We start from the raw sequence: 13,048 nt of genomic DNA, 5'->3' as shown, positions 1-13,048 counted from the left end.
AACTTCCTGATTTATGACATGAAAATACGGGATAGATTCTCCTCCGTGAGAGTCTCGGGAGGCTGTGTCTATTCTACGCCAAACGCACGGGAAACAGTAGACCGATTCTGCCTCAACCGGGAGCACCTGTCCCGGTCATTGGCAAACGTTTTTTGTCTGGAGATCGAGAATCGAAGTTCATCACCAGGCCTGGAATATCACTAAATTATTTAATATCAGCGTTTTCGGGAAAGATAGTAAATTGACTCCCGCACCGCGGCTGATAATAATAAGAGTAGATTGGAAAGAAATTCTCAAAAAGAGTTCATCTTTCCGACAGGATTTGACGTAGTAATTACGTACTCCTGCTTACGGGGGCGATCGGATTCGACTGGTTCGCCGTATGTTAGGGTGGCGTGCCGTGGTTGATCAGTTGGCCACGTTAAAAGCTGATCACAACATAATTGCAAACAAGCAATTTTCAATGGCTGCTTAATTTAGCAACCCCGGCTTAGGAATCCCTGTCTGAGGAGTCCGAAGGCTGGTCACAAAATCAGACTGGCATCAGATCAATGTCCGCTCCGTCTGATGCGAGATCCGTGGTGGACTGGTTTCCGAAAGGCTTTGTTTGTCGTGCCCGAAGAAACGAGACTCAAACGATAAAATACGCACGTAGAGGCTTTAGCTGAGGGTTCACAGGACGCGGGTTCAATTCCCGCCGCCTCCATCCAAAGCCGTCTTACGATCTTCGTAAGACGGCTTTTTTCATGCACTTACGTCAAATCCCTTGCAAAACAAGGACTTCGGAAAACGCTCTTTGTCAGGTTGGGTGTCAGGTTAGCGGCCAAAATTGTCAGGTTGGCCGATCCGATGCTCGATTCTGGGCACCCCCTAGTGACTCCAGTTTGGAACTTCCGTTCACCAGATTGGAGACACGAGATGCCCGCACGAAGACGAGAACTGAAACCTGATCCTAAAGGGCACTATCGACCCTATCTTGGTTTCCGTTTGGACTGCGATGGAAACCGCAAAGAGTACCGCTTCAATCTTGGCAAAGATGAGAGAGCGGCCAACAGCCGGATGAATCGACTGTACGACCTCATTGATGAGAGCGAACTCGTTGCCCAGCAGCCAATGGTCTGGACGCCGTTTGCTTTCTATGCGGCCAAACTCATCGAGAAGGGAACTTTCACGATTCCCTACCCATTCCAGCAACATCTTATGCGTGAGGACGATCCCACCGCTCAGTACGCTCAAATGCTCCATGCCGAGCAGCAAAACCATCCGTCCCTGCACATCATCCCTGCCGAATCCGATTTGTATGCCCACGGTGTGAAGATCAACAAATTGGTCGTGCAAGAGGAACTCAAGGAACTCGAAGAAGCTGCTCGATTCCTCGGCGTCATTACGACTCGTCAAGTGATGCCCGACCGTCTTGTCACTGGAACGTTCCACGAAGCTCTTGACGCCTACGGGCAGGATGTTGTTCATAAAGACAACGTTCGTGCTGGATCGGAAGGCGAGTTGACCCAGTACGGCAGATTGCGCATGGAGCGAATTGGTCGATTTAAGGAACGCCACCATGACATCCAACTGACTGGACTGACGCTGGATGCCTGCACTGACCTCGTGCGCTATTGGGCTAATCGCCCGCCTACCAAGAACCGCAGGACGAAAAAGCTGGACGGCAAGCCGGTTGCTCGAAAGACCGCCGACCATCACATCAAGGAACTCTTCAGTTTCTTTGGATGGCTTGACGCAACAAGTCGGTTTTCGTGGATCAAACCTCGTGGTATGGATCGCATCAATCGCAAGATCGCTGAGTTTGACGACGAGCGATCAAAGAAGCTGAGTGCAGTTCAGAAAGCGACCTACTCGGTCGAGGAACTTGCCGTGCTTAATCGCCACGCTACCCCTCTCGAACGCCTCTTCCTGTACGTCGCCCTCAACTGCGGCATGGGTGCGGCAGAGCTTGGTCGTCTACGTCTGAACGATTTTCGATTCGACCAAAAACACGAGTTCGCAGAACAACTCGGTTTCCGTTCCACTGAAGAGGACAGCTTCATTCGTTTCCTACGCCCGAAGACAAGCGTGTTCGGCGAGTGGTTGCTGTGGGCCGAGACCGTCGAGATGGTGCGTTGGGGCTTTGCTCGGGCAGAGGAAATTGGACACGATCTGCTCTTCATCTCTGAGGAGGGGCGACCGTGGTACAACGAACGTGCGAACCGAAATCCGCAGGCAAAGTTCACGAACGTCCTGAACACACTCATTCGACGTGTTAAGAAGAGCGATCCTGATTTTCGTCGGCTCGCCTTCGGCACGCTGCGGGACACGCTTCCCAATCTCTTACGTCGCAACTATTCCAGCGAGATGGCGAGTATCTGCCTTGCCCACGGTTCGACTTACAAAGGCGACTCGCTTCTCGATTGCTACACGGACAAACCTTTCGGACGTTTCCATGGAATGATGCGAGATGCTCGGAGCATGATGACCGAAATGTTTGAGGCGGTTGAGGATGATCCCACTAACGCACCGATCCAGCAGTACCTTCCGCTGAAGGTGCGGGAGACGATGCAGGCGATGCTGCGAGAGCAAAAACCGACCGCCGAAATCGCCAAAGCCTGTGGTGTGTCCCGTGCCACGGTCTGCCGGGAGCGGAAACGAATCGGTTTTTAGCGGTGGCGGTCACACCTTGTCACAATCAATACAGCTTTTCCCACATTGATTGCTGACGAACTCTCCTTCGCTCGCCAAATGTTTGGCTCCGATGTCTGAACATCTGATGCCACACGATGTGAGGCAACTTCTGGGCACCCCCTAGTACGGCGAAACGCACCCGAAACGAGAAAGGAGGTGGACTCAGACAATTCACGCAGAACAAGTCGAAGTCGAACAATCTGGGCCGCAAGGTCACATGATCCGCACTTCTCAATCCAATTTTTGTAACCCCGGCGTGCCTTGGTTCGCCGGGGTTTTTCTTTGCCCTCACCTAACCGAAGAGAGCAGCCCGCTCGCACATGTGCCTTTCGAGCTTGCTTTTAAGGCCAAACAAGAAGGAGACCAACATGAACGACCAAACTGAACCATCCACACTCTACGAAGCACTCGATGCCTATGCACAGAGATTGGTGTCCGAACATCGCTCAGTGGCAACCTTCCAGACTCGCCAACTCATTGTTCGGCGATTGAAAGAGAACCACGATGATCTGCCACTCGACGAAATCACTTTGAATGTTTGCGTGGACATGATCGGTCATTGGCGAGATCGCCCTACCAGTGCCATAACGGGAAAACAGTTTGCCGCCTCGACTGCTCAACGAACACTCTCCGAACTCATCCGGTTCTTCGGATGGTTGGAAACAACAAATCAGTTTGAGTGGTCAGCGCCTTCACATTTTGGGCAGATTTCACGACGGGTGCGGAGGTTGGAAAGTGACCGCAGCGTAAGCCAGCGTGAGATGTTCACTCCTGAGCATCTCGCCATCTTGTATCGGCACGCTACTCCGACGCAGCGACTCATGGTGTGCCTCGCCATGAATTGTGGGTTGGGTGCAGCGGAAATGGGCCGTCTAAGAACCAGTGACATCATCTTGGATGACGATGGCCACTTCGTCATCGACCTTCTACCGGGCGAGGGCCTGCTGCGTTTCATGCGACCACGAACTGACACCTACTGCGAGTGGCTGCTCTGGCCCGAGACTGTGGAATTGACACAGTGGGCGACTACTCGTGGGGAAGACCTCGATAGCGATTTGCTGTTCGTGTCCGACAGTGGAAATCCCATGTGGAAAGACTCGTCGGGTCAGCCGGGGGCGGGATTCCGTCATCAGTGGCAACGGCTGCTCAGGGCTGTCGAGGATCAAGGTGTTCCACGGTTGCCGCTGACTGCAATTCGTAACGGCACGGCGGAAAGGATTCGGCGAAAGCACGGAGACGTGATCGCAAGGATGTATCTTGGGCACGCCGCAGCATGTCCATCGTTTACTGCTTATGTGAGAAAGCCCTTCTCTCAACTGCACGTTGCCTTGCGAGGGCTTCGGACTGAGTTGGCTTCAGTCTTTCGAGACGACAGTGCCAGTTGACCAAATCAGACAACTTCTGGGCACCCCCTAGTGCAGCGAATCGAACTCGACACGACGGAAAGGAGGAGACAGAGAAACCTGCACCTGATGAGGCGATCCCCGACTAGGGGGTGTCTGAGCGTACTTACACGGTCGAACGGGCTGACCATGTGACTGCTGATGCCCGTATTCCAACTTTTGTAACCTCGACGTGCATCGGCACGCCGGGGTTTTGTTTTGCCGCAATCAAACTGCCGGAATAGACAACAAGTCGTCAAAGGCTGGTGCCTTAGCCCTGTTCTCGGTATGTTTTCAATGAAGGAGACCAGACATGAACAGCACGACGAACATTTCCATCAGCGACATCCAGATCGGCGACCGCTTCCGAAAAGACCTCGGCGACATTGAGGGACTCGCCCAGTCCATCTCCGACGATGGGCTGCTGCAAGCTATCGGGGTGACGCCCGACAAGCGGCTCGTATTCGGCCTTCGCCGCCTGCTGGCTTGTCGAGATTATCTGGGCTGGAGCGAGATTCCTGCCGTCGTCATCGACATTGAGAACTTGACCCATGCTGAATGGATCGAGAACACGATCCGCAAAGACCTCACCCTCTCCGAGATGGTGGCGATCACCGACGCTCTCCGTTCGTTCACCCGTGGGGGAGATCGTCGCTCGGATCAATACCGGAAAAACGGTAGTGGTGTGACCAAGAAGGACGCTTGCGAGATCGCCGGATGGAAGATGGATCGGTACGACGATGCCAAAAAGGTCGTCGAAAACGCCATCGATGAACTGGTAGGAGCTATGGACAAGGGCGAGGTCTCGCCTCATGCCGCTGCTCAGTTGGCCGCCGAACCAAAGGACATCCAAAAGGAAGCCGTGAAGTTGCTGAAGAATGCTACGACGGCAGCGGAAAAACGGGGTGTCCGAGCAGCCGTACAGAGAATCGAGAACAGCAAAAAATTGGCTGAACGCCGTCAGGCACAACTGAACGCTCCTGACACCTCTGAGTCGATCCGGCTCTTCCACTGCCCGTTTCAAGAGTTGCAAAAGGTCGCCGACCTGAAGCCCGAGTCGGTAAAGTGTGTCTTGACTGACATCCCGTATGACGGGGACTTCATCGGACAAATCGCCGATCTTGCTCGACTGGCGGATGAATTGCTTGTCGAAGGAGGCGTCTTCATCTGTTACGTCGGACAATACAAGTTGAACGAAAAGCTACGAGCGTTCGACCAGTATTTAACCTACCAGTGGATGGGTACATCGAAGTGGGTCGGGCCGGGTAACGTGATGCACTCGCTGAACGTCGTCAGCAAAAGCACCTCATTCGTGGTCTACACCAAAGGCGATCGCAAGGAGTGGGTCAAATGGTTGGATACGCTCGACTTCGCCATGAAGGAGAAGGAATACCACCCGTGGCAAAGGCCACTGGCTGAAATCGAACGGCTTCTCCTCAACTTCACCAAGCCGGGTGATCTTATCGTTGATCCTTGCGGTGGTGGTTTCACGACCGCTGCGGCCTGCCTGAAACTGGGGCGTGAATGTGTATCGTGCGACATTGAAAAGGCATACGTCGTAACTGGCCAAGAACGGATGGATGATGTTCGGAACGAGCTTGCTGGCGAATCGACCGAGCAACTCGATGATGGCACTGCCCCAATCGACGCCGACATCGAACTCGCAGACGTGGCGGCCTAGTTCTCACCGTTTGCCTCAATCTTTCTGATGCTGACTAGCTCAGTGGCTCACTGCCACTGAGCTTTCTTTTTTCTACCACGGCTACGCTCACGATGCGCACGGAGCGTGGCCGTCTTCGTTTCATCATGCGCATATTGGAGGAGAACCTTGAACCAGAATGACGGACAACCGTACCAAATCACTGAAGGAGACGTGCTTGAAGTTCTCAAGTCGCTCCCGTCCAATAGCTACGATGGCGGTTTCTGCGACCCGCCCTACGGCCTCGGTTTCATGGGCAACAACTGGGATCAGAACGTGCCCAGCGTCGAGGTCTGGCAGGAGATGTTGCGGGTGTGCAAACCGGGTGCATACCTGCTGGCCTTCGGCAGCCCCAAGACCTTCCACCGGCTGACGTGTCACATCGAGGATGCCGGTTGGGAAATCAGGGATACTCTCTGCTGGTTGTACGGTGAGGGATTCCCCAAGTCTCAGGACTTCTCGAAGGGCATTGCTCAATTCTGTAGCCATGGCGATCTCGTCGAGCGGTTTCGTGGTCGTGGAACAACGCTGAAACCGGCATGGGAGCCTATCGTGCTGGCGATGAAGCCCATCTGCGACAGCTATGCCAAGAACGCCGCTATCTTCGGATGTGGTGGTCTGGACATCGATGGAAGCCGGATTGGATCGAGCAGCGGGACAAAACGTAGCCATCAAGCTCCGTATCCTCGTAAGGAGGACGTTCGAGAAGATCGATCTCAGTGGGCAAGGTCTGGTCACGCAGTTGAAACCATTGAGGGAGGCCGCTGGCCTGCCAATGTGATGCTCGACGAAGATGCGGCGGCGGCACTAAATGAGCAAAGTGGCCCGAGCCGGTCTCGTCGAGGTTTACGTCGTCAGCAAGATCGAGTGGTTGGAAATGGCAAGACAATGAACTCGTTTGTGTCTCGGTACTCGGCAGTCGAGGGCTATGATGACGATGGCGGTGCGTCTCGCTTCTTCTACGTTGCGAAAGCGTCAAAGGAAGAGCGTCAGGGCATCGACCACCCGGCTGTCAAGCCCCTTCGCTTGTGTGAGCATTTGGCCGAACTCATTCTTCCGCCTGAGCGACGAACCGCACGACGCTTGCTCGTGCCTTACTCGGGTAGCGGATCGGAAATGCTCGGAGCATTGAAGGCCGGGTGGGATCACATCCACGGCATCGAGAAGGATGAGCAATACCGAAAGACGAGCCTGCACCGACTGGCGAAGCACAAGCAGGAGGAGGCGGAACAAGATGCGCCTGCACAAGTTCGTTGCGAGCCACCGTTGAAGATCAACAGTGTCGTACAAGGAGACTGCGCCAAGACGATCCCTCGACTAGCTGACCAGTCGGTCAACTTGGCCTTGTGTTCGCCACCGTATGCCAACCAGCGGAAGAAAATGTACCCCGGTGTGTCCGAGCGAGACTTTCCAGCTTTCACGGTGAAGTGGATGGCGAAGCTGTGGGAGAAGCTGACCGACGACGGGTCTGTGCTGATGGTGATTCGTCCTCATCTAAGGAAAGGTGTCATCAGCGAATATGTTCTTAGGACTCGGCTCGCCCTTCGGAAGTTTGGGTGGCACGAGTGCGAAGAGTTGATCTGGTACAAGCCAGATGGAGGAGGTTTTCAAGGCAGTAACCGGCGTCCACGTCGTGCCTATGAAAACATCCTTTGGTTCAGCAAGACGCACAACCCGTTCATCGACACGAAGGCTTGCGGCGGATGGTCAGACGAAATCTCATCCCGTGGTTCAACTCGCTTCGGAATGGGTAGCGATCTGCCGATTCATACTGGCCAGAACACTGAGAAACGTTCTGGTCGGACTCGTGTTTCGGATGTGTTCACAGTTCCAATGGGAACAATCTCAAAGGGCGTGATGCACCCGGCAATGTTTCCTCAGCCGTTGGCTGAAAAGCTTATCAAGACCTTCTGCCCCGAGGGTGGTACGGTCTTGGACTGTTTCGCTGGTTCGGGCACGACGCTACTGGCGGCACAGGCGACCAGCAGAAACTTCTATGGCATCGATGTGATGCAGAAGTACGTTGACATCGCTCGTAGCCGCTTGGAAGAAGACGGTTCACAGGCCGCTTAATAGTTGTCGGATTCTCGTCCGTTATCAGTCCAACTCTTGCAACGAGGAGATGAGAGAAGTGGGTAATAACACCTTTTGGGTGTGCAGTGTCGATTTCGTGAAAAGAGCCGGGGAAAACCGGCTCTTTTCATTTCGGCGCAGTTGACGTGACCGCCAAAAAATGCACCGCTGAGCAGGTTACTCCTGTTGTCAGTCTCAGGGTCTCACGAAGGTTGCCAGCTTACTCAAGCATCTTGAGCAGCAATTGGATTATTAGTCCCTCTAAGCACAATAAGGACACATTATGACAGTCCGGGTTATACACGGAGCAAACGAAGGTCGCTTCGATCTGAGAGGGAAGACGGTGAGCTATGTTTCGAGGGCGCTTCGTGCAGCCTTCAACATTCCACATGACGCCGTTGCTTTGGTCGGCGGCAAGACTGTTGCTTCCGACTACATTCTTAGCGATGGCGAATCTGTCGAGTTTCTTCGAGAAGTTGGCGTCAAAGGTGGCTTACACGACTTCTGGTCGGAAGCGGAACTTCTGCGGTTTTTCGGCCCAGAATCTTTGGGGTTGATGAAGCAGCATGGTTTCCAACTTAGTCCGCATTTAGCGGCCACCGCCGATGAAGTAATCGCTTGGCAGCAGTGGCTAATGGATAGGTCAACTGATCCGACAATGGCCATTGACGTACAAGTGGATGTGGCATCGGGCACGATCACAGTTAGCGGCGTTCAATACGAAATTGACCAGCAGCTTGCTGCTGTCGTGCAGTGCCTACTCGACGCCAAAGGTGAGCCGAGATCAACCACGCAGATGAAGTTGGCTTACCCGAGTTACGTCTTTGATGAGCGACTGGACATGACGATCAAGAGGAAATTGAAGATTCACAAGTCGGGGATCGGTCAGTTCATCAAGAGCGACAGAAAGGGCTATCGACTTGAGTGGCAAATGAGTGAGTAGCTGCTCACTCATTTGTTCGTTCCTGCCACAGACTGCAAGTCGTATTGTTGTCCTATCAGCACAGCAAGGAGTTTGCTGGGACATAATTTGTTAATACACAGAAGGAGTACACGTCATGGAAACAGAAGCACCAACACGCATGGACAAGATCAGAGCATTGCTGAATGACTGTGATGCGGATTATGCCGCAGAAATCCTCTTGGCACTGGCAGCCGACTATGCGAATCACCACTTTAGAAAGGATGTCTTGGCAAGCGTAGGCAAGGAAATGACTGCGGCGTCACTGTGCTGGAAAATGATGGAAGAAGTCTTTGCGAGCAACTGCGCATGACTCACTTTCCAAACGGCATTCCCAGTACATCTTCGTACTGGGAATGCCGTTATGAGAGGCCCTCTCACTCTTCGCTTCACCGCTCAAGGTAAGTTCGCAACACGAACGGGCTGCTTGCCACGGTTTCTGATGACGGCGAGGTGTCACTTGGCAAAGAGACCAACCAATGAGCGAGAACACGAAAACCACCGACAAGCAGTTCACCTTCCTAGACGAAGATCAACGGCAGGTGATTTTCACACCCAAGAAATACAACCCGAACACCGGCCAACTTGTCGGCATCAACCAGCAAGGGAAACCGATTGCCGTGGCCGTCAAAGACTTCATCATGCCGTATAAGCCAGTGGAGCTTGATTGGGAGTGAGAGATCAGATGGACGAGAGCGGCGAAAGCAACTTCTGGACTGAAAGAAAGGAATCGAAGATGACAACCCAAACAACCTGCCCCGATTGTGGCGTGTCCGTGGGCACGTCGCACGCCAAAGAATGCGAACAAGCAGAGCGTCTGCCACCACTGCTTAGAATAGTCGGCGAAAATGACATCCCGACCGAGCGAATGTCACTGCGTGAACTCTCAGAGTACATCCAGTCATTGCCGGAATCGGTGATGGACGTGCAAGCCACGTTGGTTATTCACGACGACGATGATGACGCCATCTCTCCCGAGGATGCAGAGTTTTTGGCGACCATCGATCTGAATGAGTTGGGCTCGCTTTGGGACGAGGATGACGAGTTCGGTGCTGAACTGCATCGGATTGCCCGAGAGTGCATCCAGAACAACTGGCATCGGATGGATTGCAGCGACGGCGGCTGGCACTATTTCTCAGACGAAGAAATGGCTGCGATCAACGATAGAACCGGCAACAACTTCGACTACGGCTACTGCTTCCTCGACGAAGATGGTGGGACTGAAGGTCTGATTCGCTTGGAGGCCGGGGACGCCAACCCGAAGTGGTCGTTCTGGAAGGAAGGCGACTCTCTGAGGGTCGATCTGGCGTAGACACAGTGATGGGATTACTCGCCGACACAACATTTGGACTTAAAGAAAGGATTCAACAGATGACAACTGAAAATAATTGCCCCGATTGCGGCGTGGCCATTGGCCAGCCACACATCAATGAATGCGACCTTGAGCGTTGTTCTACCTGCGGAGGCCAGCGGATCACTTGCGACTGCGAGGGACACGACCCAATGGCCTCAGCGTGGACTGGAGAGTGGCCCATCTCCGAAGTTGATGAAGATACCCCAGCCCAGAAAACCTATCACATCAATTTGAGTGCGCATCTCGATATAACGATTGAGGTGTGTGCCGCAAACGAGCATGAGGCTGTCGGAAAGGCAATGTGTTGGGATTGCATAGGCCAGTGCGGAGAGACAGAAGTTGGAAGTTACTGCTGGCACGACCCCGATAATCCAGAGAATGAGAATTGCAAGTATGATATTGAAAAGCTGTGGTGGGAGATATTCGACTTGGAAGACTGGCCTGAAATAACGTCAGTTCACCGCTTGATTGAGGGCACTGATGAAGACGCTTATGTTGATGGTCAACGGCGGTATCGAGAGCGCTGCACTGAATGGAAGAAAGCGTTTGACGACAAATCTGAGTAATGAGGCACCCCCGAGTGTCGAAGACGCAACATTCACGTCAGCGAGGAAAACTGCCATGAGCAATGAACATCTGAAAGACCAAATCCAACACGCCAGCGAGGTCGTCCGTGCAGCGCTTCATCAGCCCAAGCCGACACTGGGGATCGACCTCGACGGATGTGTGGATGAAGCTCCCGGCTTTTTTCACATCCTCACAACCGTTTGGCCGGGCGATGTTCTAGTCATCACGTTCCGAAGCAATCGTGAGAACGCAATCGCCGATTTGGAGAAGCACCGGATTCGCTTTACCGATGTCGTCTTGGTCAACTCATTCGACCAGAAGGCCGAGGTGATCGCCGAGCGGCAGATCAGCTTCTACATCGATGACCAGCCGGAGATGCTCAAAAACATCTCTGCGAAGACCGCCGTGATGCTCTTTCGAAACGAGGGGAACTTCGACTTTGAGGACAAGAAGTGGATGTTCAGCGATCAGACAGGGAAACAAGTGTAATTGCCATAGAGTGTTAGCCTAACCGCTCAACGCATCGGCGTTTCGCAGATCATTCGCCAAACAAGAGCAGAGAATGGCCGAGACACGTTTCGTATCAGAGTGCTGACTTCCTGAACGGTTGGGTCATACGAACCATGCAGGAGATTGCATCTTACAACCCAGCACACTTCTATGAACTGCCGTACCGTCAACTGCCGCACAGTACATTCGCCTTGGGGGAGTGCAGGCGGCGATCTGGGAGCAGAGTTCTGGAATAGCGGACTCGCCGAAGTGATTGGCAGAGTCAGTGTAATATCCCCGATTACGGATTCATCAGTGATCGGCAACAATTCTCTGTAGATGCGACCAACATCGGGAAGGTCTGCAAGTTGATACCAACCGCTTGCGATCCCGTTCACGGGGTTTTGTCGCCTGTATACATCAGAGTAATGGTCGAAAATCAGGCACGAATAGAGAAGGCGGTAAAATCGATCTCGGGCATTGTGATGCCCTCGATGCTCAGCCAGCAGGCGAATCAACCCCGTTATGTCAGTCTGCTTGAGAAACGTAAAGGTTTCCACCGTTGTTCGAGGCAAACTCTTGGTCAATCGCATTGGAGTCTTCTTCCTTTTACAAAAGCGATGGCCTTCCCAGAGACACGGGAGCTATTCCCATTTACTTCGGGTCATAGAATCTCACGTCGAGAAAGGCTGCTCGGCACTTCCAGACCCGTTTCTCAAGATCATCTTTCGGCTCGGGAGCGTTCCACCAGTTTGAGTCGGTGATTCGTTGAATGACTTTTTCCCAATAATCGTCGAGGTCAACACTCTTCGGAATATCAAAGGCTTCACAGAGCTTGTCACGGTTCTTGCTGTCGAGGCAAACGAAGTAGTCAGGTCGCTTCATAGCCAACAGCCGGGTGGCGGTTGCAATACCAGACTTATCAAAGGACTTCTGAAACCTTGACACATACTCATCGAAGTGTTCTTGAGACACCAATCCCGTCAAAGGGATTTGATCCAAAGCATCAGAGATGTCCGAAGAGTTTTGGTTGACAGCCTGCATGAATAGGCCGTGCCCCCTCATGCTGCCGAACCATCCCCAGTCCACATCCGGCTCACTGCCAAATCCGGCAATGCGTTTTCTGTTTTCATCTACCATGTCACCGAAATGTAAATGCTCGCTGAATAGCTTGCGGGCTTTTTCAAGTACGACGAGCCGTCCAGCCGTAGTATGTTCTTGATCCTCCTTTACCGAGTTGAAGTAGTCGTCCCAGTCCTCCACAAACAGAGGGACATCCAGAGGCGAACGTTTTCCTTTTTTCTTTTCGGGAGGACTGTAGCTTCCTGACAATGGCCCGAGGCGCTTCTGTTGCCGTTTCCAAATCGAGCGGTATGCCGCCAACTCCTTATCACTCAGGGTTTTTCCACTCACCATCGCCTCGTCCAGCGCCAACAAAATCTCCCGATGATTTGATTCCGCTCCAACATCTTTGTTGCTGAAGAGGCAAGCATGTTCGGTGTTTGCATGGAAGGCCGAATGTGTGAAGTTCGGACTCCCAGTAATGCACTCCCAGTTCCCGTCACCGAGATCAAAGTAGTACAACTTGGGATGGAACACACCGCTGGGGTTCATGACGAATCGAACATCATCATGTCCCATGAAGGCTGCGATGAAATCCGGGTGCGTTTGATAGAAGTGGATGCCGATTGTCAACTGGTGGATTTTTTCCGTGTGTTTGACCAAGTGGTCGAACAGAGGAAATCCGTGAGACGCCCAAGCTACAGACCAACGAAGTGATTTGCAGTGTTGAATCAGTCGCTTGAGTTCGGCTTCTGTGTCCTTTGAGCGTCTCAGGAACTTCATGG

At 53.0% G+C, this 13,048-nt stretch carries 11 protein-coding genes and 1 other RNA gene; 11 read left to right on the top strand and 1 reads right to left on the bottom strand.

Features of this window, described 5'->3' with window-relative positions:
- Nucleotides 1-352 precede the first annotated feature (352 nt).
- The 11 genes from ssrA to FYZ48_RS26035 all read left to right on the top strand — a co-directional run bounded on the left by ssrA (nt 353) and on the right by FYZ48_RS26035 (nt 11,201).
- Nucleotides 353-709, top strand: a transfer-messenger RNA (tmRNA) gene (ssrA, locus tag FYZ48_RS26085).
- 209 nt (nt 710-918) lie between these two features.
- Entirely contained in the window at nt 919-2,655 is a 1,737-nt protein-coding gene (locus FYZ48_RS26080) for a helix-turn-helix domain-containing protein (RefSeq protein WP_187782229.1), read from the top strand.
- A gap of 389 nt (nt 2,656-3,044) precedes the next feature.
- Nucleotides 3,045-4,061, top strand: coding sequence for a hypothetical protein (locus FYZ48_RS26075; RefSeq protein WP_149345457.1), 1,017 nt, complete (start codon nt 3,045-3,047; stop codon nt 4,059-4,061).
- Between the two features lie 310 nt (nt 4,062-4,371).
- Nucleotides 4,372-5,739 carry a DNA methyltransferase gene (locus FYZ48_RS26070; protein WP_149345456.1) on the top strand — a complete coding sequence of 456 codons (1,368 nt, stop codon included), beginning with the start codon at nt 4,372-4,374 and terminating at the stop codon, nt 5,737-5,739.
- 147 nt (nt 5,740-5,886) lie between these two features.
- Nucleotides 5,887-7,830 carry a DNA methyltransferase gene (locus tag FYZ48_RS26065; RefSeq protein WP_149345455.1) on the top strand — a complete coding sequence of 648 codons (1,944 nt, stop codon included), beginning with the start codon at nt 5,887-5,889 and terminating at the stop codon, nt 7,828-7,830.
- Nucleotides 7,831-8,113: 283 nt separating this feature from the next.
- Entirely contained in the window at nt 8,114-8,773 is a 660-nt protein-coding gene (locus tag FYZ48_RS26060) for a hypothetical protein (protein ID WP_149345454.1), read from the top strand.
- A gap of 115 nt (nt 8,774-8,888) precedes the next feature.
- Complete coding sequence (locus FYZ48_RS26055) at nt 8,889-9,104, top strand: hypothetical protein (RefSeq protein WP_149345453.1); 216 nt, start codon at nt 8,889-8,891, stop codon at nt 9,102-9,104.
- A gap of 166 nt (nt 9,105-9,270) precedes the next feature.
- Nucleotides 9,271-9,468 carry a hypothetical protein gene (locus FYZ48_RS26050; protein WP_149345452.1) on the top strand — a complete coding sequence of 66 codons (198 nt, stop codon included), beginning with the start codon at nt 9,271-9,273 and terminating at the stop codon, nt 9,466-9,468.
- 59 nt (nt 9,469-9,527) lie between these two features.
- Complete coding sequence (locus tag FYZ48_RS26045) at nt 9,528-10,103, top strand: hypothetical protein (protein WP_149345451.1); 576 nt, start codon at nt 9,528-9,530, stop codon at nt 10,101-10,103.
- An 8-nt stretch (nt 10,104-10,111) separates the two neighbouring features.
- Nucleotides 10,112-10,711, top strand: a complete 600-nt coding sequence (locus tag FYZ48_RS26040; RefSeq protein WP_149345450.1) for a hypothetical protein — start codon at nt 10,112-10,114, stop codon at nt 10,709-10,711.
- A gap of 55 nt (nt 10,712-10,766) precedes the next feature.
- The gene (locus FYZ48_RS26035; RefSeq protein WP_149345449.1) at nt 10,767-11,201 is read left to right on the top strand and encodes a hypothetical protein; all 435 of its coding nucleotides are present in this window, start codon (nt 10,767-10,769) and stop codon (nt 11,199-11,201) included.
- Nucleotides 11,202-11,855: 654 nt separating this feature from the next.
- On the opposite strand, the gene FYZ48_RS26030 is transcribed toward FYZ48_RS26035, so the two are convergent.
- Nucleotides 11,856-13,046 carry a phospholipase D family protein gene (locus FYZ48_RS26030; RefSeq protein ID WP_149345448.1) on the bottom strand — a complete coding sequence of 397 codons (1,191 nt, stop codon included), beginning with the start codon at nt 13,044-13,046 and terminating at the stop codon, nt 11,856-11,858.
- Nucleotides 13,047-13,048 lie beyond the last annotated feature (2 nt).

The sequence above is a fragment of the Gimesia chilikensis genome, from assembly GCF_008329715.1.
In the GTDB taxonomy this organism is placed as follows: domain Bacteria; phylum Planctomycetota; class Planctomycetia; order Planctomycetales; family Planctomycetaceae; genus Gimesia; species Gimesia chilikensis.
Note: the sequence above shows the minus strand (reverse complement) of the source record. Positions and strands in the feature narration are given on the sequence as shown.

Excerpts from the sequence above, each read along its gene's own strand:
- FYZ48_RS26080 (WP_187782229.1), top strand. The coding sequence starts at position 919 with ATGCCCGCACGAAGACGAGAACTGAAACCTGATCCTAAAGGGCACTAT.
- FYZ48_RS26075 (WP_149345457.1), top strand. The coding sequence starts at position 3,045 with ATGAACGACCAAACTGAACCATCCACACTCTACGAAGCACTCGATGCC.
- FYZ48_RS26070 (WP_149345456.1), top strand. The coding sequence starts at position 4,372 with ATGAACAGCACGACGAACATTTCCATCAGCGACATCCAGATCGGCGAC.
- FYZ48_RS26060 (WP_149345454.1), top strand. The coding sequence starts at position 8,114 with ATGACAGTCCGGGTTATACACGGAGCAAACGAAGGTCGCTTCGATCTG.
- FYZ48_RS26055 (WP_149345453.1), top strand. The coding sequence starts at position 8,889 with ATGGAAACAGAAGCACCAACACGCATGGACAAGATCAGAGCATTGCTG.
- FYZ48_RS26050 (WP_149345452.1), top strand. The coding sequence starts at position 9,271 with ATGAGCGAGAACACGAAAACCACCGACAAGCAGTTCACCTTCCTAGAC.
- FYZ48_RS26045 (WP_149345451.1), top strand. The coding sequence starts at position 9,528 with ATGACAACCCAAACAACCTGCCCCGATTGTGGCGTGTCCGTGGGCACG.
- FYZ48_RS26040 (WP_149345450.1), top strand. The coding sequence starts at position 10,112 with ATGGGATTACTCGCCGACACAACATTTGGACTTAAAGAAAGGATTCAA.
- FYZ48_RS26035 (WP_149345449.1), top strand. The coding sequence starts at position 10,767 with ATGAGCAATGAACATCTGAAAGACCAAATCCAACACGCCAGCGAGGTC.
- FYZ48_RS26030 (WP_149345448.1), bottom strand. The coding sequence starts at position 13,046 with ATGAAGTTCCTGAGACGCTCAAAGGACACAGAAGCCGAACTCAAGCGA.